Below are 21,928 nucleotides of genomic sequence, written 5' to 3'. Positions count from 1 at the left end.
CCTGTCCATGGAAGCATGCTTCTGGATAAGTCACGGTTTTTCTTTGGTTTCAGTGAAGAAAATCAGCGACATTTCCACAGTTGTCCCCATTAGCTGTGGGTGGAGGTGTGGATAACTTGTTCGCGGAAGGCTGGGAGGTGCGGCTGGCATAGGCCTGAACGAAATAGATCATATTTCGTACAGTTTTAAGGAGAGGGCAAACTACTGTAGGAGCGAGCCTGCTCGCGATGGTCGTGAACGTTAACGCGGGGTATCAGGCAATCCGCGGTGTTCAGGCATCCATCGCGAGCAAGCTCGCTCCTACAGGAAGCATTTAGCCTTGAACAGGAACCCCTTTGAGGTACGGCGCAGGCTCGGCCCCCAGGTTGCTCAGCAGGCGTTCGCTGTACCAGTCCACGAAGTTCACCACGCCGAACTCATAGGTCTTGGAGTACGGGCCAGGCTGGTACGCGGTGGAGTTGATGCCGCGCTGGTTCTCTTCGGCCAGGCGACGGTCCTGGTCGTTGGTGGCGTCCCAGACCTGGCGCATGCGCTCCACGTCGTAGTCCACGCCTTCGACCGCGTCCTTGTGCACGATCCACTTGGTGGTGACCATGGTTTCCTGAGCGCTGATCGGCCACACGGTGAACACGATGATGTGGTCGCCCATGCAGTGGTTCCAGGAGTGCGGCAGGTGCAGGATGCGCATCGAGCCCAGGTCCGGGTTCTTGATGCGGCCCATCAGCTTGGCACAGCCCTGTTTGCCGTCCATGGTCATCGACACGGTGCCCTTGAGCAGCGGCATGCGCACGATGCGGTTACGCAGGCCGAAGCTGGCGTGGGCGTAAGGGATCTTCTCGGCTTCCCAGGCTGCGGCGGAGGCGGCTACGTGGTCCTTGAACGCCTGGTCGGCGCGCGGGTCGGTGACGTCGTCCCATTCCAGCAGGGTTTTCAACAGCTCCGGGTGCGACGCGTTGCAGTGGTAGCACTCGCGGTTGTTTTCCAGCACAAGCTTCCAGTTGGCCTTTTCCATCAAGGTGGTTTGCACCGCCACCTTGGTGTTCTCCATGTCGTACGGTTCCATGTAGTGGCTGAGCGTCGACAGGAAGTCATCGATGGCCGGCGGGTTCTCCGCCAGGCTGATGAAGATGTAGCCGCCGGCGGTCTTCACGTTCACCGGCTTGAGGCCGTACTGGTTCATGTCGAAGTCGGCGCCCATTTCGGTGCCGGCGAACAGCAGGCGGCCGTCGAGTTCGTAGGTCCACTGGTGGTAGTGGCAAACCAGCTTGGCGACCTTGCCCTTGTCGCTGGTGCACAGGCGTGAGCCGCGGTGGCGGCACACGTTATGGAACGCGTGCACCACGCCTTCGGCGCCACGGATCACGATGATCGGGTTCTTGCCGATTTGCAGGGTCAGGTAGTTGCCCTTGGTGGGGATCTCGCAGGTCATGCCGGCGATCAGCCACTCTTTCTGAAAGATTTCCTGCATGTCGATATCAAACAGGCGGTCGTCGGAGTAAAACGGCTGCGGCAGCGAGAACGTGCGCTCGCGCTCTTGCAGCATCTGTGCGGTGGCCTTGCGTGCGGGTTCCAGCGGATCGCCCAGGCTCAGGGTAGTAGTGACGTCCATCGTTTTATCCTCAAGGCCATCTGCGTGGCCGGCGAAAGTGGCTAATCAGGTGTGCTGTTCAGGGTTGCTACGCAAGGTGTAAAGGTTGTGTCTTGGTATGGGGCGAGTGTGGGGCCGGCGCAGGCCAGAACCTTATCCATGGGCGACATGGTGCAATCTGTTCCCGACGCGCAAGCCCCGGTAGTTGGGGGCTGGTCGCGATAAGCATGTCAATGTCGCAGATAGGTAAATGGGTGGTTCGCGCTATACGCAGAATCGCCAACATGAAGGCCGGCAGTCGGCCGTGGAGATCAGCATGTCCAATAACTTCCTGAACCCGGTAACCACCCAGACCTGGGCCAATGGTCGGCACATCGTCCGTTGCGTCAAAGTCATCCAGGAAACCTGGGATGTGCGTACCTTCTGCTTCATGGCCGACCAGCCGATCATGTTCTTCTTCAAGCCGGGGCAGTTCGTCACCCTGGAGCTGGAGATCGAAGGCCAGCCGATCATGCGCTCGTACACCATTTCCAGCTCGCCGTCGGTGCCGTACAGCTTCTCGGTGACCATCAAGCGGGTTCCGGGCGGCAAGGTTTCGAACTGGCTGCACGACACCCTGCATGAAGGTTACGAACTGGCGGTGCACGGCCCGGTGGGCCTGTTCAACGCCATCGACTTCCCGAACCCGAAAGTGCTGTACCTCAGCGGCGGCGTGGGCATCACGCCGTGCATGTCCATGGCGCGCTGGTTCTTCGACACCAACGGCAATGTCGACATGGCGTTCATCCACAGCGCCCGTTCGCCGAAAGACATCATCTATCACCGCGAGCTGGAACACATGGCGGCGCGGATCGAAAACTTCAGCCTGCACCTGATTTGCGAGAAACACGGTTTCGGTGAGCCATGGGCCGGGTATCGCGGTTACCTGAACCACAAGATGCTGGAACTGATGGTTCCGGACTTCCTTGAGCGCGAAGTGTTCTGCTGCGGCCCGACGCCGTACATGAACGCGGTCAAGCGCCTGCTGGAAAACGCCGGCTTCAATATGAAGCACTATCACGAGGAATCCTTCGGCGCCACGCCGCCAGAGGCGATCGCAGATGCCGTGGAGAATGCCGAACAGGCTGCCGAGGCTCCGGAAGTCGATGAGGCGGACTTGCACGAGGTGGAGTTCATCACTTCGGGCAAGAGCATCCGCGTGGCCCCGGGCGAGACCGTGCATGCGGCGGCGGCCAAGGTCGGCCTGATGATTCCGAAAGCGTGCGGCATGGGGATCTGCGGCACCTGCAAGGTGTTGAAGCTGGGCGGCGAAGTGGAGATGGAACACAACGGCGGGATTACCGAGGAAGACGAAGCCGAAGGGTTCATCCTGTCGTGCTGCAGCGTGCCGAAAGGCGACGTGCGGATCGAGTACTGATCCACATCGATGCCCCTTGTAGGAGCGAGCTTGCTCGCGATGGACGTCAACGGTAATGCTGGCGTCCTGATGCCCCGCGTTGTTCTGTCGTCCATCGCGAGCGAGCTCGCTCCTACAAGGAGAGCGATCAATCGATAAACAGGTCCGTCATCAGCTTGTCGCTACTGTCGGGCGCGAACCGATAGTGTTCGAACTCGGTCACTCCGTTTTCCCGCAGTATTTCCTCATCGATCAGCAAACGCCCGGTCAGGCTGCGGTTTGCGCTGCTCAGGATCACATGGGCAGCGTCCGCCATGATCGCCGGTGTCCTCGCATGCTTGAACGACTCCCGTGATCCCAGCTGAAACTCGATGGCAGCCGTGGCGATCATCGTCTGTGGCCACAGCGAGTTGACGCTGATGCCGTAATTCCTGAATTCCTCGCTCATGCCCAGGGTCAGCATGCTCATGCCGTATTTGGTCACGGTGTAGGGGCTGTATTGGGCGAACCACTTGGTGGCCAGGTTCAGCGGCGGCGACAGGTTGAGGATGTGGCCGCTGGATTTCTTCAGGTATGGCAACGCAGCCTGGCTGCACAGCAATACGGCGCGAGTGTTGATCTGGTGCATCAGGTCAAAGCGCTTGAGCTCGAGGTGCTGGACCCCGGTCAGCTTGATCGCCCCGGCGTTGTTGACCAGTGCATCGATACTGCCGAAATGTTCGTTGGCCCGGGCCAGCGCCTCACGGACGGCATCCTCTTCACGTACGTCCACCTGCAACGCCAGCGCCTTGCCGCCTGCGGCTTCCACTTCTTCGGCCACGCTGAAAATCGTCCCCGGCAGCTTGGCGTGGGGTTCGGCGCTTTTGGCTGCAATCACAATATTGGCCCCGTCGCGCGCGGCCCGCAGCGCGATCTCGCGGCCGATGCCACGGCTGGCGCCGGTGATGAACAGGGTTTTGCCTTGCAATGACATGCGTACGCTCCTGATTGTTGTTATCTGTACGGATCGACAGACAATGTAGACCAAGACTTCAGGTGCGAACGGTCAGGGGAAATTCGGCGGGGGATTTACTTGTGGGAGCGAGCAGGCTCGCTCCCACAGAGATTGCATTGGCTCTGGAGTTTTAGTGAGACATTACTTCGCGGATGTCTTTGGCCAGCTCGCGCACGCGCTCTTCCTCGGTGTCCCACGAGCACATGAAGCGTGCGCCGCCGTTGCCGATGAAGGTGTAGAAGCGCCAGCCCTTGGCGGTCAGTGCGGCGATGGCCGGTTCCGACAGCTGCAGGAACACGCCGTTGGCCTGAACCGGGAACATCAGTTCCACGCCGGGAATGTCGCTGACCAGTTCTGCCAGCAATTGCGCACAGCGATTGGCGTGATTGGCGTATTTGAGCCAGGCGTCGTTTTCCAGGATGCCGACCCACGGCGCCGACAGGAAGCGCATCTTTGAAGCAAGCTGCCCAGCCTGTTTGCAGCGGTAATCGAAGTCTTCGGCAAGTTTGTGATTGAAGAACAAAATCGCCTCACCCACCGCCATGCCGTTTTTTGTGCCGCCAAAGCACAGTACGTCGACGCCGGCCTTCCAGGTCAGGTCAGCCGGGGTGCAGCCCAGGAATGCGCAGGCGTTGGAAAAGCGCGCGCCGTCCATGTGCAGGTTCAGGCCCAGTTCCTTGCAGGTGGCGCTGATGGCGCGGATTTCGTCCGGGGTATAGACGCTGCCGACTTCAGTGGCCTGGGTCAGAGTCACGACGCGGGGTTTGGGGTAGTGGATGTCCTGGCGCTTGAGCGCGACCTCGCGGATCGATTCCGGCGTCAGCTTGCCGTTTTCAGTGCGGGCGATCAGCAGTTTGGAGCCGTTGGAGAAGAACTCCGGGGCGCCGCATTCGTCGGTTTCGACGTGGGCGGTTTCCGAGCAGATCACGCTGTGGTAACTCTGGCACAGCGACGACAGCGCCAGCGAGTTGGCGGCGGTGCCGTTGAAGGCGAAAAACACTTCACAGTCGGTTTCAAACAGTTTGCGGAAATCGTCGGAGGCGCGGGCGGTCCATTCGTCGTCGCCGTATGCGCGCTGGTGGCCGTGGTTGGCCTGTTCCATGGCAGCCCAGGCTTCAGGGCAGATGCCGGAATAGTTGTCGCTGGCAAATTGTTGGCTCTTGTCGGTCATGGCCTGCTTCCGTGGTCGAGATGCCTATGGTGAAGCGTCCCGTGGTCAATGAGGGTGCGCACTGTACCCAAGATCGTCAGGTGGAGCGCACAGGATGTCGCTGTCGGGAAAATACAGTGTCGAAGGGTAATTATGCACGCGACTATGCACTTAAAGCAGCGAGACGGGGCGCTGGATCTGCTCAAGTGGCTGGCGCTGCTCTGCATGCTGCTCGATCACCTGCGATATGTCGGTTATTCCGCCGATTGGCTGTATGTGCCGGGACGCCTGGCGTTTCCGTGGTTCTGCCTGGCGATGGCGGCCAATCTGGCGCGCGCGCGGACTACGACGACCGGTGGTCAGTGGCGTTATCTGGCCTGGCTGATTCTATTTAGCGTGGTGAGTGAAATTCCTTACCGGATATTTATTCCCGATCCCGACACCTTGAATGTGCTGCCCACCCTTGCCCTGGGCTTGCTGGTGATTCGTGGCTGGCAGCAACCGGCGCTTGTGTCGAGACTGCTGGCGGTCGGCGCGGTACTGCTGGCGGCGTTTTTCTCCCAGCGGTTGATGTTCGGTTTTTTTGGCGTTCTGTTGCCGCTGGTCTTGTTGCTGGTATTCCGGCGACCCTGGTATTTCGTGCTATTGGCGGGGCTGGTCAGTCTGGCGGCCAATCAATGGCAGGTGCTGTATTACGCCACTCGGTTGGGTAACCACGTGGCGATGGCGGCCATTGCCACTTGTCTGATTGCGCCATGGCTGGGGCTGTTCTTGTTGCGACACGCCGGGGACGTAAAACCACCACCGATGCGCCGCTGGGCGTATGCCCTGTATCCCGTGCATTTCGTCGCTTTGCTGGCTTTGCGTCAGGTGCTCGCATAACCCCGGGAACTGAACGCAAACCCTGTGGGAGCGAGCCTGCTCGCGAAGAGGGAGTGTCAGGCGACATCAATGTTGCTGACCCATCGCCTTCGCGAGCAGGCTCGCTCCCACAGGGGATTGCGGCTGGTTCGGGGATCGTGTCCGGCTTGCCATTTCCCGCCATGTCGTAAACGCACCTTTGCGTGGCGCCCGTAGGCATTTGACGACTCGACGCCGGTCATACCATCGCTATCAAAGGGCACTGCCGAAAAGCCAGTGCCTCACCGAGACGAATGGCGCACCGCCGCCGCTGGGAGAGACGCGATGTTCAGCAAGCAAGACAAGATCCAGGGTTACGACGATGCACTGCTGGCGGCGATGAATGCCGAGGAGCAACGTCAGGAAGATCACATCGAGCTGATCGCGTCGGAGAACTACACCAGCAAACGCGTGATGGAAGCGCAAGGCAGCGGCCTGACCAACAAGTACGCCGAAGGTTACCCGGGCAAGCGTTACTACGGTGGCTGCGAGCACGTCGACAAGGTCGAAGCCCTGGCCATCGAACGCGCCAAGCAACTGTTCGGCGCCGATTACGCCAACGTCCAGCCGCATTCCGGTTCGTCGGCCAACAGCGCCGTGTACCTAGCCCTGCTGCAAGCCGGCGACACCATCCTTGGCATGAGCCTGGCCCACGGTGGTCACCTGACCCACGGCGCCAAGGTGTCGTCCTCGGGCAAGCTGTACAACGCCGTGCAGTACGGCATCGACACCAAGACCGGCCTGATCGACTACGACGAAGTCGAGCGCCTGGCTGTCGAGCACAAGCCGAAGATGATCGTTGCCGGCTTCTCGGCCTACTCCAAGACCCTCGACTTCCCGCGCTTCCGTCAGATCGCCGACAAGGTCGGTGCGCTGCTGTTCGTCGACATGGCCCACGTGGCCGGTCTGGTCGCTGCCGGCCTGTACCCGAACCCGCTGCCTTACGCCGACGTGGTCACCACCACCACCCACAAGACCCTGCGCGGTCCACGTGGCGGCCTGATCCTGGCCAAGTCCAACGAAGAAATCGAGAAGAAGCTCAACGCAGCCGTATTCCCCGGTGCGCAGGGCGGCCCGCTGATGCACGTGATCGCCGGCAAGGCGGTGTGCTTCAAGGAAGCGCTGGAGCCAGGCTTCAAGGCCTACCAGCAGCAAGTGATCGACAACGCCCAGGCGATGGCCGGCGTATTTATCAAACGCGGCTACGATGTAGTGTCCGGCGGCACCGACAACCACCTGTTCCTGGTCAGCCTGATCCGTCAGGGCCTCACCGGCAAAGAGGCGGACGCCGCCCTCGGTCGCGCCCATATCACTGTGAACAAGAACGCTGTCCCGAACGATCCACAGTCGCCGTTCGTCACTTCCGGCCTGCGTATCGGCACCCCGGCGGTGACCACTCGCGGCTTCAAGGTGACCCAGTGCGTCACGCTGGCCGGCTGGATCTGCGACATCCTCGACAACCTCGGCGACGCCGATGTCGAGGCCAATGTCGCCCAGCAGGTATCGGCCCTGTGCGCGGACTTCCCGGTTTATCGCTGAGTGCGGTTTTGGAGTAAATGACTATGCAACGCTACTCGGGCTTCGGCCTCTTCAAACACTCCCTCAGCCACCATGAAAACTGGCAACGCATGTGGCGCACGCCGACCCCTAAAAAGGTCTACGACGTGGTCATCGTCGGCGGTGGCGGGCATGGTCTCGCCACGGCTTACTACCTGGCCAAGGAACACGGCATCACCAACGTGGCCGTGGTCGAGAAAGGCTGGCTGGGCGGCGGTAACACCGCGCGCAACACCACCATCGTTCGCTCCAACTACCTGTGGGACGAGTCGGCGCACCTGTACGAACACGCGATGAAACTGTGGGAAGGCCTGTCCCAGGACCTCAACTACAACGTGATGTTCTCCCAGCGCGGCGTCTACAACCTGTGCCACACCCTGCAGGACATCCGTGATTCCGAGCGTCGGGTCAGCGCCAACCGCCTCAATGGCGTGGACGGCGAGTTGCTCGATGCCAAGCAAGTGGCGGACGAGATCCCGTACCTCGACTGCTCGAAGAACACCCGCTACCCGGTGATGGGCGCGACCGTCCAGCGTCGCGGCGGCGTGGCCCGTCACGATGCCGTGGCCTGGGGCTTTGCCCGTGCCGCCGACGCTTTGGGTGTGGACTTGATCCAGCAGACCGAAGTGATCGGTTTCCGCAAGGAAAACGGCGTGTGCATCGGCGTTGAAACCAACAAGGGCTTCATCGGCGCCAAGCGCGTCGGCGTAGTGACTGCCGGTAACTCCGGGCACATGGCCAAGCTCGCCGGTTTCCGCCTGCCGATCGAATCCCACCCGCTGCAAGCGCTGGTGTCCGAGCCGATCAAGCCGATTATCGACAGCGTGATCATGTCCAACGCCGTGCACGGTTACATCAGCCAGTCCGACAAGGGCGACCTGGTGATCGGTGCCGGTATCGACGGCTACAACGGCTATGGCCAGCGTGGTTCGTACCCGGTGATCGAGCACACCATCCAGGCCATCGTCGAGATGTTCCCGGTACTGTCTCGCGTGCGCATGAACCGTCAGTGGGGCGGCATCGTCGACACCACGCCGGATGCCTGCCCGATCATCTCGAAAACCCCGGTACCGAACATGTTCTTCAACTGCGGTTGGGGCACCGGTGGCTTCAAGGCCACACCTGGTTCGGGCAACGTGTTTGCCGCGAGCCTGGCCAAGGGTGAAATGCACCCGTTGGCTGCACCTTTCTCCATCGACCGCTTCCACAGCGGTGCGTTGATCGACGAACACGGCGCTGCGGCAGTCGCCCACTAACAGGAGAAATCCCTATGTTGCATATCTTCTGTCCTCACTGCGGCGAACTGCGCTCCGAAGAGGAATTCCATGCATCCGGCCAGGCGCACATCCCGCGCCCGCTGGACCCGGGCAGCTGCACCGACGAGGAGTGGGGCGACTACATGTTCTTCCGCGACAACCCTCGCGGCCTGCACCACGAGCTGTGGGATCACGTCGCCGGTTGCCGCCAGTACTTCAACGTCACCCGCGACACCGTGACCTACGAGATTCTCGAAACCTACAAGATCGGCACCAAGCCACAATTCACCGACAAGACCGATAGCCCGAAAGCGGCCAGCACGGCTCTGGGAGAGAAGGTATGAGCCAGATCAATCGCCTGTCCAACGGCGGACGGATCGACCGCAACAAAGTCTTGACCTTCACCTTCAACGGCCAGAACTACAAAGGCTTCGAAGGCGATTCCCTGGCCGCTGCACTGCTGGCCAACGGCGTCGACATCATCGGTCGCAGCTTCAAGTATTCCCGTCCGCGCGGCATCTTCGCCGCCGGTGCCGAAGAGCCGAACGCGGTGCTGCAGATCGGCGCCACCGAAGCCACGCAAATCCCGAACGTGCGTGCTACGCAACAGGCGCTGTATCAGGGCCTGGTCGCCACCAGCACCAACGGCTGGCCGAGCGTGAACAACGACATGATGGGGATTCTCGGCAAGGTCGGCGGCAAGCTGATGCCACCGGGTTTCTACTACAAAACCTTCATGTACCCGCAATCGTTCTGGATGACTTACGAGAAGTACATTCGTAAGGCTGCCGGTCTTGGCCGCTCGCCGACCGAGAACGATCCGGACACCTACGACTACATGAACCAGCACTGCGACGTGCTGATCGTCGGCGCTGGCCCTGCCGGTCTGGCGGCTGCCCTGGCGGCTGCGCGCAGCGGTGCCCGTGTGATCCTCGCCGATGAGCAGGAAGAGTTCGGCGGCAGCCTGCTCGACTCCCGCGAAAGCCTCGACGGCAAGCCTGCCGTGGAGTGGGTCGCCAGCGTCATCGACGAACTGAAGAACACCCCGGACGTGCTGCTGTTGCCGCGCGCCACGGTCAACGGCTACCACGACCATAACTTCCTGACCATTCACGAGCGCCTGACCGATCACCTCGGCGACCGTGCACCGATTGGCCAGGTGCGTCAGCGCATTCACCGTGTTCGTGCCAAGCGTGTAGTGCTGGCGACCGGCGCTCACGAGCGTCCACTGGTCTACGGCAACAACGATGTGCCGGGCAACATGCTTGCCGGTGCCGTCTCGACCTACGTGCGCCGTTACGGCGTGGCACCGGGCAAGAAGCTGGTGCTGTCGACCAACAACGATCACGCCTACCGCGTTGCCCTGGATTGGCTTGATGCCAGCCTGCAAGTGGTGGCCATCGCCGACGCCCGCAGCAACCCGCGTGGTGCGCTGGTGGAAGAGGCACGCGCCAAAGGTATCCGCATCCTCACCGGCAGCGCCGTGATCGAGGCCCGTGGCAGCAAGCGCGTGACCGCTGCCCGTGTGGCCGCCATCGATGTCAAGGCGCACACCGTGACCAGCCCGGGCGAATGGCTCGAATGCGACGTGGTGGCCAGCTCCGGTGGTTACAGCCCGGTGGTTCACCTGGCTTCGCACCTGGGTGGCAAGCCGATCTGGCGCGAAGACATCCTCGGTTTCGTACCGGGTGAAGCACCGCAGAAACGCGTGTGTGTCGGTGGCATCAACGGCGTTTACGGCCTTGGCGATTCTCTGGCCGACGGTTTTGAAGGCGGTTCCCGCGCCGCTGCTGAAGCCGGGTTCCAGACAGTCGAAGGCGTACTGCCGAAAGCCCTGAGCCGTCTCGAAGAGCCGACGCTGGCGCTGTTCCAGGTGCCTCATGAAAAGAACACCGCACGGGCACCGAAGCAATTCGTCGACCTGCAAAACGACGTGACTGCCGCCGCCATCGAACTGGCGACCCGCGAAGGCTTCGAGTCGGTCGAGCACGTCAAGCGCTACACCGCACTGGGCTTCGGCACCGATCAGGGCAAGCTCGGCAACGTCAACGGCCTGGCCATCGCTGCCCGCTCGCTGAACGTGACCATCCCGCAGATGGGCACCACCATGTTCCGCCCGAACTACACGCCGGTAACCTTCGGCGCCGTGGCCGGTCGTCACTGTGGACACATCTTCGAGCCGGTGCGCTACACCGCCCTGCATCAGTGGCACCTGAAAAACGGCGCCGAGTTCGAAGACGTTGGCCAGTGGAAACGTCCGTGGTACTTCCCGAAATCCGGTGAAGACATGCACGCGGCCGTGAAGCGCGAATGCAAAGCCGTGCGCGACAGCGTCGGCCTGCTGGACGCATCGACCCTGGGCAAGATCGACATCCAGGGCCCGGACGCACGCGAGTTCCTCAACCGCGTCTACACCAACGCCTGGACCAAGCTCGACGTGGGCAAGGCGCGTTACGGCCTGATGTGCAAAGAAGACGGCATGGTGTTCGACGACGGTGTGACGGCATGCCTTGCCGACAACCATTTCGTCATGACCACCACCACCGGCGGCGCGGCACGTGTGCTGCAGTGGCTGGAGCTGTACCACCAGACCGAATGGCCGGACATGAAGGTGTACTTCACCTCCGTGACCGACCACTGGGCGACCATGACCCTGTCCGGGCCGAACAGCCGCAAGCTGCTCAGCGAAGTCACCGACATCGACCTGAGCAGCGAAGCCTTCCCGTTCATGACCTGGAAAGAAGGTCTGGTCGGTGGTGTGCCGGCGCGGGTGTTCCGGATTTCGTTTACCGGTGAGCTGTCGTACGAAGTCAACGTGCAAGCCGACTACGCCATGGGCGTGCTGGAAAAAATCGTCGACGCCGGCAAGAAATTCAACCTGACCCCGTACGGCACCGAAACCATGCACGTGCTGCGGGCCGAGAAGGGCTTCATCATCGTCGGTCAGGACACTGACAGTTCGATGACCCCGGACGACCTGAACATGGGCTGGTGCGTCGGTCGCACCAAACCGTTCTCGTGGATCGGCTGGCGTGGCATGAACCGCGAAGACTGTGTGCGTGATCAACGTAAGCAGTTGGTTGGCCTCAAGCCGATCGATCCGAACAAGTGGCTGCCGGAAGGTGCGCAACTGGTGTTCAACACCAAGCAGGCGATCCCGATGACCATGGTCGGTCACGTGACCTCCAGTTACCTGCACAACTCCCTGGGCTATTCGTTTGCCATGGGCGTGGTCAAGGGCGGCCTGAACCGCATGGGCGAACGTGTGTTCGCACCCCTGGCGGACGGCAGCGTGATCGAGGCGGAAATCGTTTCTTCGGTGTTCTTCGATCCGAAGGGTGAGCGCCAGAACGTGTAAAGGCTTCAGTTCTCGTGGATGGGCATGACACCGAGTCGGCCCATTCGCGAGCAAGCCCGCTCCCACAGGGGAACGCGGTCGAATGTGGGAGCGGGCTTGCTCGCGAAGGCGGTAGAACAGCCACCACAGGAACCCGCCCCAACAGAATTGATAAAGGTGCTTTATGACCGCAGCCAATGTTTACCAACAACGCCCAACCTCCGGGGCCAAGGCCGAGTCGTCGCTGCATCACGCCGACCTCGCCAGCCTGGTGGGCAAGGGCCGCAAGAACGCCGGCGTGACCGTGCGTGAGAAAAAACTCCTCGGCCACCTGACCATCCGCGGCGATGGCCACGACGCCGCGTTCGCCGCGGGCGTGCACAAGGCCCTGGGCATCGAGTTGCCGGGCGCGCTCAGCGTCATCGTCAAAGGCGAAACCAGTTTGCAATGGATGGGGCCGGATGAGTGGCTGCTGATCGTGCCGACCGGTGAAGAGCTTGCGGCCGAGAAAAAACTGCGTGAAGCGCTGGGCGATCTGCACATTGCAATCGTCAACGTCAGCGGTGGCCAGCAACTGCTCGAACTGAGCGGCCCGAACGTGCGCCAGGTACTGATGAAGTCCACCAGCTACGACGTGCACCCGAACAACTTCCCGGTGGGCAAAGCCGTCGGCACGGTGTTCGCCAAGTCGCAGCTGATGATCCGTCACACCGCCGAAGACACCTGGGAACTGCTGATTCGTCGCAGCTTCTCGGATTACTGGTGGCTGTGGTTGCAGGATGCTTGTGCCGAATACGGCCTCAGCGTTCAGGCTTGATCACACCGCCACTGTAGGAGCAGCCGGTCGACGCTCGATCGCTCGCGATGGACGACAACGATAACGCGTGCTTGCTGGATGAGCGCGTCGTCCTTGAGTTCATCGCGAGCAAGCTCGCTCCTACAGGAAGGCAGCTTCATCTATAGATTGCACAGGAGTCACCGCACTATGAGCCGCGCCCCAGACACATGGATCCTGACTGCCGACTGCCCCAGCGTGCTCGGCACGGTGGACGCGGTGACCCGCTTTCTGTTCGAGCAGGGCTGCTACGTCACTGAACACCACTCCTTCGATGACCGCCTTTCGGGGCGTTTCTTCATTCGCGTGGAGTTTCGCCAACCCGACGGCTTCGACGAGCAGTCGTTCCGCGCGGGGCTGGCCGAGCGTGGCGAGGCCTTTGGCATGATCTTCGAACTGACTGCGCCGAACTATCGGCCAAAAGTGGTGATCATGGTTTCCAAGGCCGATCACTGCCTCAACGATCTGCTTTATCGCCAGCGCATCGGCCAGTTGTCGATGGACGTGGCCGCGGTGATCTCCAACCACCCGGACCTCAAGCCGCTGGCCGACTGGCACCAGATTCCGTACTACCACTTCCCGCTGGACCCCAACGACAAGCCGTCCCAGGAGCGGCAAGTGTTGCAGGTGATCGAAGAGTCCGGTGCCGAACTGGTGATTCTTGCCCGCTACATGCAAGTGCTGTCGCCGGAGCTGTGTCGCAAGCTCGATGGCAAGGCGATCAACATCCACCACTCCCTGCTGCCCGGTTTCAAGGGGGCCAAGCCCTATCACCAGGCCTACAACAAGGGCGTGAAACTGGTGGGCGCCACGGCGCACTACATCAACAACGACCTGGATGAAGGCCCGATCATAGCCCAGGGGGTGGAGGTGGTGGATCACAGCCATTACCCCGAGGACCTGATCGCCAAGGGGCGGGATATTGAAGGGCTGACCCTGGCGCGGGCCGTTGGGTATCACATTGAACGAAGGGTTTTCTTGAACGCGAACAGAACTGTCGTTCTTTAGATCGCTTTCGCGAGCAGGCCCTTACAGGCAACACAAGAAACAGCATCTGTACCCGAGCATTTAACGCGCTGCCTGCCTGGGCAACGCGGTTCCATAAAAACAACAGCGAGGTGAAAGCATGTCTGGCAATCGTGGTGTGGTGTATCTCGGCGCTGGCAAGGTCGAAGTACAGAAAATCGACTATCCGAAAATGCAGGACCCGCGCGGCAGGAAAATTAACCACGCCGTCATCCTGCGTGTGGTTTCCACCAATATCTGTGGTTCCGACCAGCACATGGTGCGTGGCCGTACCACCGCACAAACCGGTCTGGTCCTGGGTCACGAGATCACCGGTGAAGTGATCGAAAAGGGCAGCGACGTCGAGAACCTGCAGATCGGCGACCTGGTGTCCGTACCGTTCAACGTGGCTTGCGGACGCTGCCGTTCCTGCAAGGAAATGCACACCGGCGTTTGCCTGAGCGTTAACCCGGCGCGTCCGGGCGGTGCTTATGGTTATGTCGACATGGGCGACTGGACCGGCGGCCAGGCTGAATACGCGATGGTGCCTTACGCGGACTTCAACCTGCTGAAACTGCCTGATCGCGATCGCGCCATGGCAAAAATACGCGACCTGACCTGTCTCTCCGACATCCTGCCAACCGGCTACCACGGTGCCGTGACGGCAGGCGTTGGCCCGGGCAGCACCGTATACATCGCCGGCGCCGGTCCGGTGGGCCTGGCGGCTGCCGCTTCCGCTCGCCTGCTGGGTGCAGCGGTGGTGATCGTCGGTGACGTCAACACCGTTCGCCTGGCTCACGCCAAGGCCCAAGGCTTCGAAATCGCCGACCTGTCCCTGGACACGCCGCTGCACGAACAGATCGCCGCACTGCTGGGCGAACCGGAAGTGGATTGCGCCATCGACGCCGTAGGCTTCGAAGCTCGTGGCCACGGCCATGACGGCGTGAAGCACGAAGCACCGGCCACCGTACTCAACTCGCTGATGGGCGTGGTGCGTGTGGCAGGCAAGATCGGCATTCCCGGCCTCTACGTTACCGAAGACCCGGGTGCTGTCGACGCTGCCGCGAAAATGGGCAGCCTGAGCATCCGTTTCGGCCTGGGCTGGGCCAAGTCCCACAGCTTCCACACCGGCCAGACCCCGGTGATGAAGTACAACCGCGCGCTCATGCAAGCGATCATGTGGGACCGCATCAACATCGCCGAAGTGGTGGGCGTTCAGGTGATCAGCCTGGATCAGGCTCCACAGGGTTATGGCGAGTTCGATGCCGGCGTGCCGAAGAAGTTTGTGATCGATCCGCACAAGATGTTCAGCGCAGCTTGAGTCTTCGCGCCAAATGAAACGGCGACCTTCGGGTCGCCGTTTTTTATTGCGATCTTTGCTCTTCTGCTTTCACAGCGCCGCCAATGCCCCTTGGTACAGCACCGGCCCCGTCGGCTGCCCGGTCGGCGAGCCGCCCTTCGGTTCAAGACTGACCGCCAGCGCAATCGGCTTGCCGATCAGCGCTTTCTGCGCCTCGCTCAATTCGACCTTGCCTTTGCCTCCAGCCGGAATCACGCCGAGGGAGATCGGTTTGCCGTCCGCCGGAATCGCCCACAACTCCAGGCTTTGCCCGGGGTCGACAGCCGCGAGTGTCAGCGGCTCGACTTGCAGGTAATTGTCGTGGGCCTGCACACGCAACGCTGGTTTCGCGTCGGCGTTGACCAGCGTGGCGCTGTAGCGGGCGTCGTCGCGGGTGTAGAGCATGCCGAGAGTTACGGCGATGACCAGTGAGCAAACTGCAGCTGTCACTCGCAGCCAGTTCCAGAACGGACGCTTCTCTGGCACGTGCAGCACTTGAGGTTCGATCCGTTCGGTAATGCCCTGCCAGACACGATCCGGCACCGTCTGCTCGGGCAGGGTTTCGGTCAGGCTGAGCAGGCTTTCCTGCCACTGCGCCAGTTCCGCGCGCAAGGTCGCATCTTCCAGCAACAGCTGTTCGAAACGCCGGCGCGCGGTGGCAGGCATCAGGCCAATGGCATAGTCGGCGGCGAGGGCGCGGCGCAGGGTCGGGGTTTTATAGTTCATGATTCAAGGCACCTGCGCAGGCGCTCCATGCCGCGGCGGATCCAGGACTTCACCGAGCCCAGCGGCGCGGCCAGGTGTTCGGCCAGTTCGGAGCACGACAGTCCTTGAAAGTAGGCGACGGTGATCGATTGGCGTTGCATGCTTTCGAGGCTGTCCAGGCAGCGGCTCAGGGCATTGGCCTCGCGAGTGCTGTTCAACAGGTCGTGGGCCGACGGGGCTTCGTCCACCAGCGCCTGTTCTTCAAGATCGCTCAACGGTCGGTCGCGGTGTTTGCGCAACTGGTCGATGGCTTGATTGCGGGTGATGTTGATCATCCAGGTCATCGGCGCCGACAGATGCGCTTCGTAGCGCGAGGCGTTGTTCCAGATGCGCACGAAGCTTTCTTGCAGCACTTCTTCCGCCAGATCAGGCCTGCCCATGAATCGCAGGGCAACACCGTGCAGCCGAGGCCCGACGCTGCGGTACAGCGTCTCGAACGCGCGGCGGTCACCCAGTGAACACTGGGCCAGCAGTTGTCTGAGCTGATCGGTGTCGGTGACGGGAATAGCGGTTCTCCTGGAAAGCAGGACAAGGGGCTGGTTGCAGCCAGAGGTTAGTTCACGACGTGCGGTTGTTCCATTCACGGGCGGACACCTCGGCTAACCCGCCGACCCCGATACACGGGGTCGGCGGCCCGGTTCAGCTTTTCGGCATCAACACTTTGTCGATGACCTGTATCACGCCGTTGGACTGGTACACGTCATAGGTGGTGATGTCGGCGACGTCACCTTTTTCATCCTTGATGGTGATGTTGTGAGGGCCGTTCATCATCGCCCACAACTTGCCGCCCGCAACGGTGGTGAGCTCGGTCTTGCCGCCACCGGCCTTGATCTTCTCGGCCAGGGTGGCCATGTCGAGTTTGCCGGCGACCACGTGGTAGGTGAGGATTTTGCTCAGCGTGGCCTTGTTTTCCGGTTTGAGCAGGGTATCGACGGTACCGGCGGGCAGGGCGGTAAAGGCTGAATTGACCGGGGCGAACACGGTGAATGGACCTTTGCCCTTGAGGGTGTCGACCAGGCCTGCCGCTTTTACCGCGGCGACCAGGGTGGTGTGATCGGCGGAGTTCACCGCGTTATCGACGATGTCCTTGCTCGGCAGCATGGCCTGGCCGCCGACCGTCACGTTGTCATGGCTCATGGTTGCCGCTTGCACGGTATTCAGGGCGAAAGCGCCGCCAAGGGCCAGGGTCAGCAGGCTGGCAATCAACGGTGTTTTGATCGAAGTGCGTTTCATGGTGGTGATCCTTTGGTGGGGAATCGGCCAGGAATGTCTGTCCGTGCTTGATATACGGGCGTGGGGGCAGGTTGGATGCAGTGCGTGGGGAATTTTTTCTGTAGGAGCGAGCTTGCTCCGGGCGGCGCTCCGACGATGGGCTCAAAGGCAATGCGTTTATCCCGACAGCCCGCGTCATCGTTGACGTCCATCGCGAGCGAGCTCGCTCCTACAGGGGATGGGTGGGCGGGAACAATGTCGGGGGATTTCAGTCCAACGCACAGTTTTTCGCCGCCCATTGCCGGGCGGCGTTCATAGAGGATGTCTGAATGAAGATTTCACGCGGTTTTGTCCTGGCATCGCTCTTGACCCTGGCGGCCAGCCCGGCCTTCGCCCAGTTCAACCTGAGCGATGCGGCCAATGCCATTTCCGGCATGCAGGGCGGCAATGCCGCGACCGAAGCCGCGCCGACTGCGGAAACGGCGGACCTGCTGGGCGCACTCACTGCATTGAACATCACCCCACAGCAGGCCATTGGCGGCGCCGGGGCGATGCTGGGGCTGGCGAAGAACCAGTTGAGTTCAAGCGACTACTCGGAACTGGCCAAAAGCGTGCCGGGTATCGACATGCTTTCGGGCGGCGGTGAGTTGGGAGCGCTGGCCGGACTGCTCGGCTCCAGCGGCAAGGCCGCAGGCCTGGATAACGCTTTGGGCAACGTCAAGAACACCAATGACCTGAACAATGCTTTCAGCACCTTGGGCATGGACAGCGGCATGATCGGTTTGTTTACCCCGGTGATCCTGCAGTTCCTTGGTCAGCAGGGCGTCGGCGGTTCGCTGCTGAGCAGTCTGGGCAGCATCTGGGGTACCGGCACCGGCACCGGTAGCTGATTCAGCGACGCTCGGTGCGCAAGGCGTCGATTCGCTGGTCCTTTTCGATCCAGAGCTGGTTGACCCAGTTCTGGATTTTTTCGCGAAACAGCGGATCGTTTTCGTAATCGCCCTGCCAGAGCGCCGGGTCGAGTTCGCGGGTCTTGATGTCGATGATGACCCTTGGCACATTGCCGCTGATCAGGTCCCAGAACCCCGGAATCTTCTGCTGCGGGTAGACCACTGTCACATCGAGAATCGCGTCCAGCTGTTCACCCATCGCCGCCAGCACAAAGGCCACTCCGCCGGCCTTGGGCTTGAGCAGGTGATCGAACGGTGACTGTTGCTGGGCACGTTTAGCCGTTGTGAAGCGCGTGCCTTCCAGATAATTGACCACCGTCACCGGTTGGCGCTTGAACAACTCGCAGGCCTGTCTGGTGATCTCCAGATCCTTGCCCGCCAGCTCCGGATGCCTGGCCAGGAACGCCTTGCTGTAGCGCTTCATGAACGGGTAATCCAGCGCCCACCACGCCAGGCCCAGGAAGGGCACCCAGATCAGTTCTTTCTTGAGGAAGAATTTGAAGAACGGCGTACGCCGGTTCAGCGTCTGGATCAGCGCCGGGATGTCGACCCAGGATTGATGGTTGCTGATCACCAGGTACGAGGTGTCGCGACGCAGATCGTCACCGCCGCGGATGTCCCATTGGGTGGGGATGCACAGGCGGAAGATCAGCTTGTCGATCTCGGACCAGGTCTCGGCGATCCACATCACCGACCATGAGGCGTAATCGCGAAAGCGACCGGGCAGGACCAGTTTGAGCAGGGCAAACACCATCAACGGCCCGATCAGGACCAGGGTATTGAGCAGAAGCAGCAGGGTCACGAAACAGCCGGTGAGCAGGCGGCGCATAAGTCACTCATGGAAGCGGTTGGGCGCGCCATGATAAGCAGCTTCGGTTGCCAGGCCAAATCGGGGCTGACAAATGTTTCACCTTTGCGCCGGTAACCTTGTGGGAACGATCAAGCGAACGACGGTCTAAATTCCCGCTGTTTACTCTCATGGAAGCCCATCACGTGAAATCCCTCCTTGCAGTGCTCTCCCTCATCGCCCTGCCGGTCATGGCCGCCGAACCCACCCTCTATGGGCGTTACGAATACATCGCCCTGCCGGAAATCGGCGGGCAGGTCCTCAAGGCGAAAATGGACACCGGCGCCCTGACCGCGTCGCTGTCGGCCAAGGACATCGAAACCTTCAAGCGTGATGGCGAAGACTGGGTGCGTTTCCGCCTCGCTACCAAGGATGCGAGCAATAAGGTCTACGAGCACAAGATTGCGCGGATCAGCAAGATCAAGACCCGTTCCGAAGAGGAGGATGACGAAACGGCAGCCCCCACCAAGCGGCCGGTGGTTGATCTGGAAATGTGCCTGGGCAACGTCAAGCGCACGGTTGAGGTGAACCTGACCGACCGCAGCAGCTTCAACTATCCATTGTTGATTGGAGCGAAGGCTTTGCGTGAGTTTGGGGCGGCGGTGAACCCGGCTCGGCGCTTTACGGCGGACAAGCCGGATTGCTGATCTTTTGAAAGGTTAAACCTTCGGCATCGTCGCAATCATCGAAGGCCGCTGACTGACCTCGAAATACCACGCCGCCAACTGCGGGTTAGCCTCGCGCCATTCCAGATCCGGATGGCGCAGATCCAGATACCCCAATGCACAAGCCACACTGATCGCTGCCACGTCGAAATGACAGGTCAGCTCGGCAATCGCATCTTTCTCCAGCAGTGCCAGGGCACGGCGGATCTTGTCGCGCTGGCCGTCGAGCCATTCGTCCCAGTGTTTCTCCGGGGCGCGCAGGGCGACTTCGTAGCGCACAAGCACGGCTGCATCCATGATCCCGTCGGCCAGCGAAGCGAGGGTCAGGCGCCGCCAGCGGGCCGAGCCTTCGCGGGGGATCAGCGGGTTGCCGACGTGCTGCTGATCGAGGTAGTCGAAGATGACCCGGCTGTCATGGATGACATTGCCATCGGCCAGGCGCAGGGCCGGGATCTTGCTCAGGGGGTTGTCGTCGATCAGGGCCGGGTCCGGGCTGACCGGGGTGAGTACGCAGTTTTGCAGCGCTACTCGGTCCTGTTGACCTGTTTCGTGCAGCAGCACCATGACTTTGCGAACGAAGGGAGAGAGCGGGTTGTGGTACAGGGTCATGCTCGGGGCGGACATGGCAGCGTCTCGGTCGGTGGCAGTGTCGGGCAGCATAGCGTGTTGGACTCTGTGGGAGCGAGCCTGCTCGCGATGGTCGCCAACGATGACGCTGGCGTCCTGACACCCCGAGGCGTTCTCAGGTGCATCGCGAGCAGGCTCGCTCCTACAGGGTTTAGTGGCGTTGAAGGAGGCCGCGCAGGGCGAGGACAGCGGGAATGCCCAGGCCCAACCAGCTCAAGGCATCCCACACACCATCGCCAAGCAAGGCGGCAAACAGCCCTGCCGCGCTGAACAGGGCGATGACGATTGGGGTGCTGAACACTTTCCAGAAGTTCGACTGCCGGGGTTTCATGCCACGCTCTCCGTTTTTTCCAGCACCGGCCTGGCAGCCTTGCGCCGCACCACCCACAGGTACACCCCGCTGCCGAGCACGATGATGGTCAGCACATCCAGGGTCGCCCAGAGGATTTTCATCGGCATGCCGCCGTAGTCTCCGAAATGCAGCGGCTGCGACATGCCCATGGCGTCCATGTACCACGGTCGTTCGGCCACGGCGGTGACTTGCAGGGTGCTGGCGTCGATCAGTACGGGTGTCAGCAGGTGAGAGGTCAGGTGCGTGCTGCCTTTCATGAACACCGCGTAATGGTGTTCGCTGGAAAACCGCGTGCCGGGGAAGGCAATGAAGTCCGGCTGCATGCCCGGCGCGACCTCCTTGGCGATCTCGAGCAGACGGGTGGCCGGTGCCCGCTGCGTCAGCGGCGGCGCATCGCGGTACGGCGCGACCATTGCGCTCAGGCTGTCGTTGCGCCAGGCGGCAATGATCAGGTCGGAGCAGGCACTGATCACACCCGTCACGCCGACCACCAAGGCCCAGGTCAACGTCACTACGCCGATCAGGTTATGCAGGTCGAGCCAGCGCAGGCGCGTGGATTTGTCCTGGCGCACGGTGGCGAACTTCAGGCGGCGCATGAACGGCAGGTACAACACCGTGCCGGAAACGATCGCCACCACGAACAGTATCCCCATGAACGCCAGCAGCAACTTGCCCGGCAGCCCGGCGAACATGTCCACGTGCAGGCGCAACATGGTCAGCATGAAGCCGCCGTTGGCCGAAGGCGTTTCCAATGCTTCGCCGGTGCGGGCATCGAGCATGAAGGTGTGGGACGAGTTCGGCTCGGTGCCGGCGGTCGCGGCCATGATGGTCAGCACCGCGTTGGGCTCGTCGTCCTCGAAGCCGAAATACTGCATGACTTCACCGGGACGATGTCGCTCGGCCGCCTCTGCCAGTTGCTGTAAATTCAGGTGCGGGGTGTCCGCCGCCATTGCCTTCACTTCAGGCGCATCGCCCAGCAAATGGTCGATCTCGTGGTGAAAGATCAACGGCAGGCCGGTCAGCGCCAGCAGCAACAGGAACATCGTGCAAACCAGGCTGGTCCAGGTATGGACAGCGGACCAGCGGCGTATTGTTTTACTTTTCATTTCATGGCCTTCAGATAAACCAAAGCCGTCCACGAAGGACGGCCTGG

Annotated in this window: 21 protein-coding genes; 11 read left to right on the top strand and 10 right to left on the bottom strand. The window is 61.4% G+C overall.

Translation table 11 applies throughout. The annotated features are described in order from the left end of the window. Nucleotides 1-313: 313 nt before the first annotated feature. A complete protein-coding gene (gene gbcA, locus ACLD1X_RS07650; RefSeq protein ID WP_429366797.1) occupies nt 314-1,609 on the bottom strand; it encodes a glycine-betaine demethylase subunit GbcA in 1,296 nt (431 codons plus the stop codon). 295 nt (nt 1,610-1,904) lie between these two features. Here gbcA and gbcB point away from each other — a divergent pair, with 295 nt between their 5' ends. Further along, entirely contained in the window at nt 1,905-3,005 is a 1,101-nt protein-coding gene (gene gbcB, locus ACLD1X_RS07645) for a glycine-betaine demethylase subunit GbcB (RefSeq protein ID WP_429366796.1), read from the top strand. Between the two features lie 127 nt (nt 3,006-3,132). Here the strand turns inward: gbcB and ACLD1X_RS07640 are convergent, their stop codons facing one another. Together ACLD1X_RS07640 and ACLD1X_RS07635 are read right to left on the bottom strand one after the other, a co-directional pair. Continuing rightward, nucleotides 3,133-3,957 carry an SDR family oxidoreductase gene (locus ACLD1X_RS07640; RefSeq protein WP_429366795.1) on the bottom strand — a complete coding sequence of 275 codons (825 nt, stop codon included), beginning with the start codon at nt 3,955-3,957 and terminating at the stop codon, nt 3,133-3,135. 151 nt (nt 3,958-4,108) lie between these two features. Further along, on the bottom strand, nt 4,109-5,149 hold the full coding sequence (locus tag ACLD1X_RS07635; protein WP_429366794.1) for a low specificity L-threonine aldolase: 1,041 nt from the start codon (nt 5,147-5,149) through the stop codon (nt 4,109-4,111). Nucleotides 5,150-5,293: 144 nt separating this feature from the next. Here ACLD1X_RS07635 and ACLD1X_RS07630 point away from each other — a divergent pair, with 144 nt between their 5' ends. The 8 genes from ACLD1X_RS07630 (at nt 5,294) to fdhA (ending at nt 15,339) form a co-directional block, all read left to right on the top strand. Then, complete coding sequence (locus ACLD1X_RS07630) at nt 5,294-6,010, top strand: TraX family protein (RefSeq protein WP_429366793.1); 717 nt, start codon at nt 5,294-5,296, stop codon at nt 6,008-6,010. Between the two features lie 303 nt (nt 6,011-6,313). After that, a complete protein-coding gene (glyA, locus tag ACLD1X_RS07625; RefSeq protein WP_413424829.1) occupies nt 6,314-7,567 on the top strand; it encodes a serine hydroxymethyltransferase in 1,254 nt (417 codons plus the stop codon). Between the two features lie 23 nt (nt 7,568-7,590). Next, on the top strand, nt 7,591-8,841 hold the full coding sequence (locus tag ACLD1X_RS07620; protein ID WP_007936415.1) for a sarcosine oxidase subunit beta: 1,251 nt from the start codon (nt 7,591-7,593) through the stop codon (nt 8,839-8,841). 14 nt (nt 8,842-8,855) lie between these two features. Then, nucleotides 8,856-9,185, top strand: coding sequence for a sarcosine oxidase subunit delta (locus ACLD1X_RS07615; RefSeq protein WP_053163068.1), 330 nt, complete (start codon nt 8,856-8,858; stop codon nt 9,183-9,185). Continuing rightward, the gene (locus ACLD1X_RS07610) at nt 9,182-12,199 is read left to right on the top strand and encodes a sarcosine oxidase subunit alpha (RefSeq protein ID WP_429366792.1); all 3,018 of its coding nucleotides are present in this window, start codon (nt 9,182-9,184) and stop codon (nt 12,197-12,199) included. Before ACLD1X_RS07615 ends, ACLD1X_RS07610 begins: the two co-directional genes overlap by 4 nt. Nucleotides 12,200-12,362: 163 nt before the next feature. Continuing rightward, nucleotides 12,363-12,995 carry a sarcosine oxidase subunit gamma gene (locus ACLD1X_RS07605; protein WP_429366791.1) on the top strand — a complete coding sequence of 211 codons (633 nt, stop codon included), beginning with the start codon at nt 12,363-12,365 and terminating at the stop codon, nt 12,993-12,995. Between the two features lie 168 nt (nt 12,996-13,163). After that, a complete protein-coding gene (gene purU, locus ACLD1X_RS07600) occupies nt 13,164-14,021 on the top strand; it encodes a formyltetrahydrofolate deformylase (RefSeq protein ID WP_429366790.1) in 858 nt (285 codons plus the stop codon). 118 nt (nt 14,022-14,139) lie between these two features. Continuing rightward, nucleotides 14,140-15,339, top strand: a complete 1,200-nt coding sequence (gene fdhA / locus ACLD1X_RS07595) for a formaldehyde dehydrogenase, glutathione-independent (protein ID WP_429366789.1) — start codon at nt 14,140-14,142, stop codon at nt 15,337-15,339. 69 nt (nt 15,340-15,408) lie between these two features. Here fdhA and ACLD1X_RS07590 read toward each other — a convergent pair whose 3' ends face one another. Genes ACLD1X_RS07590 through ACLD1X_RS07580 form a run of 3 tightly spaced genes read right to left on the bottom strand, consistent with a single transcriptional unit; the run spans nt 15,409 to nt 17,355 of the window. Beyond that, the gene (locus ACLD1X_RS07590; RefSeq protein ID WP_429366788.1) at nt 15,409-16,083 is read right to left on the bottom strand and encodes an anti-sigma factor; all 675 of its coding nucleotides are present in this window, start codon (nt 16,081-16,083) and stop codon (nt 15,409-15,411) included. Further along, complete coding sequence (locus tag ACLD1X_RS07585; RefSeq protein ID WP_429366787.1) at nt 16,080-16,706, bottom strand: sigma-70 family RNA polymerase sigma factor; 627 nt, start codon at nt 16,704-16,706, stop codon at nt 16,080-16,082. Before ACLD1X_RS07585 ends, ACLD1X_RS07590 begins: the two co-directional genes overlap by 4 nt. A 55-nt stretch (nt 16,707-16,761) precedes the next feature. Beyond that, nucleotides 16,762-17,355, bottom strand: coding sequence for a fasciclin domain-containing protein (locus ACLD1X_RS07580; RefSeq protein WP_429366786.1), 594 nt, complete (start codon nt 17,353-17,355; stop codon nt 16,762-16,764). Nucleotides 17,356-17,663: 308 nt separating this feature from the next. On the opposite strand from ACLD1X_RS07580, the gene ACLD1X_RS07575 reads away from it, so the two are divergent. After that, nucleotides 17,664-18,224 (top strand): DUF2780 domain-containing protein, encoded by a 561-nt coding sequence (locus tag ACLD1X_RS07575; protein ID WP_429366785.1) that lies wholly within the window; start codon nt 17,664-17,666, stop codon nt 18,222-18,224. 1 nt (nt 18,225) lies between these two features. On the opposite strand, the gene ACLD1X_RS07570 is transcribed toward ACLD1X_RS07575, so the two are convergent. Continuing rightward, the gene (locus ACLD1X_RS07570) at nt 18,226-19,113 is read right to left on the bottom strand and encodes an acyltransferase (RefSeq protein WP_429366784.1); all 888 of its coding nucleotides are present in this window, start codon (nt 19,111-19,113) and stop codon (nt 18,226-18,228) included. 164 nt (nt 19,114-19,277) lie between these two features. Between ACLD1X_RS07570 and ACLD1X_RS07565 the strand changes: the two genes are divergently transcribed. Next, a complete protein-coding gene (locus tag ACLD1X_RS07565) occupies nt 19,278-19,778 on the top strand; it encodes an ATP-dependent zinc protease family protein (RefSeq protein WP_429366783.1) in 501 nt (166 codons plus the stop codon). A 12-nt stretch (nt 19,779-19,790) separates the two neighbouring features. On the opposite strand, the gene ACLD1X_RS07560 is transcribed toward ACLD1X_RS07565, so the two are convergent. The 3 genes from ACLD1X_RS07560 to ACLD1X_RS07550 form a co-directional block, all read right to left on the bottom strand. Continuing rightward, nucleotides 19,791-20,420, bottom strand: coding sequence for a glutathione S-transferase (locus ACLD1X_RS07560; RefSeq protein ID WP_429366782.1), 630 nt, complete (start codon nt 20,418-20,420; stop codon nt 19,791-19,793). Between the two features lie 154 nt (nt 20,421-20,574). Beyond that, nucleotides 20,575-20,754: a hypothetical protein gene (locus ACLD1X_RS07555; RefSeq protein WP_429366781.1), complete on the bottom strand. Its 180-nt coding sequence runs from the start codon at nt 20,752-20,754 to the stop codon at nt 20,575-20,577. Beyond that, nucleotides 20,751-21,881, bottom strand: coding sequence for a PepSY-associated TM helix domain-containing protein (locus tag ACLD1X_RS07550; RefSeq protein WP_429366780.1), 1,131 nt, complete (start codon nt 21,879-21,881; stop codon nt 20,751-20,753). Before ACLD1X_RS07550 ends, ACLD1X_RS07555 begins: the two co-directional genes overlap by 4 nt. Nucleotides 21,882-21,928: the final 47 nt, after the last annotated feature.

This window comes from Pseudomonas sp. 18173 (assembly GCF_050432945.1).
Classification (GTDB): domain Bacteria; phylum Pseudomonadota; class Gammaproteobacteria; order Pseudomonadales; family Pseudomonadaceae; genus Aquipseudomonas.
This window is presented reverse-complemented; position numbering and strand designations above follow the sequence as displayed.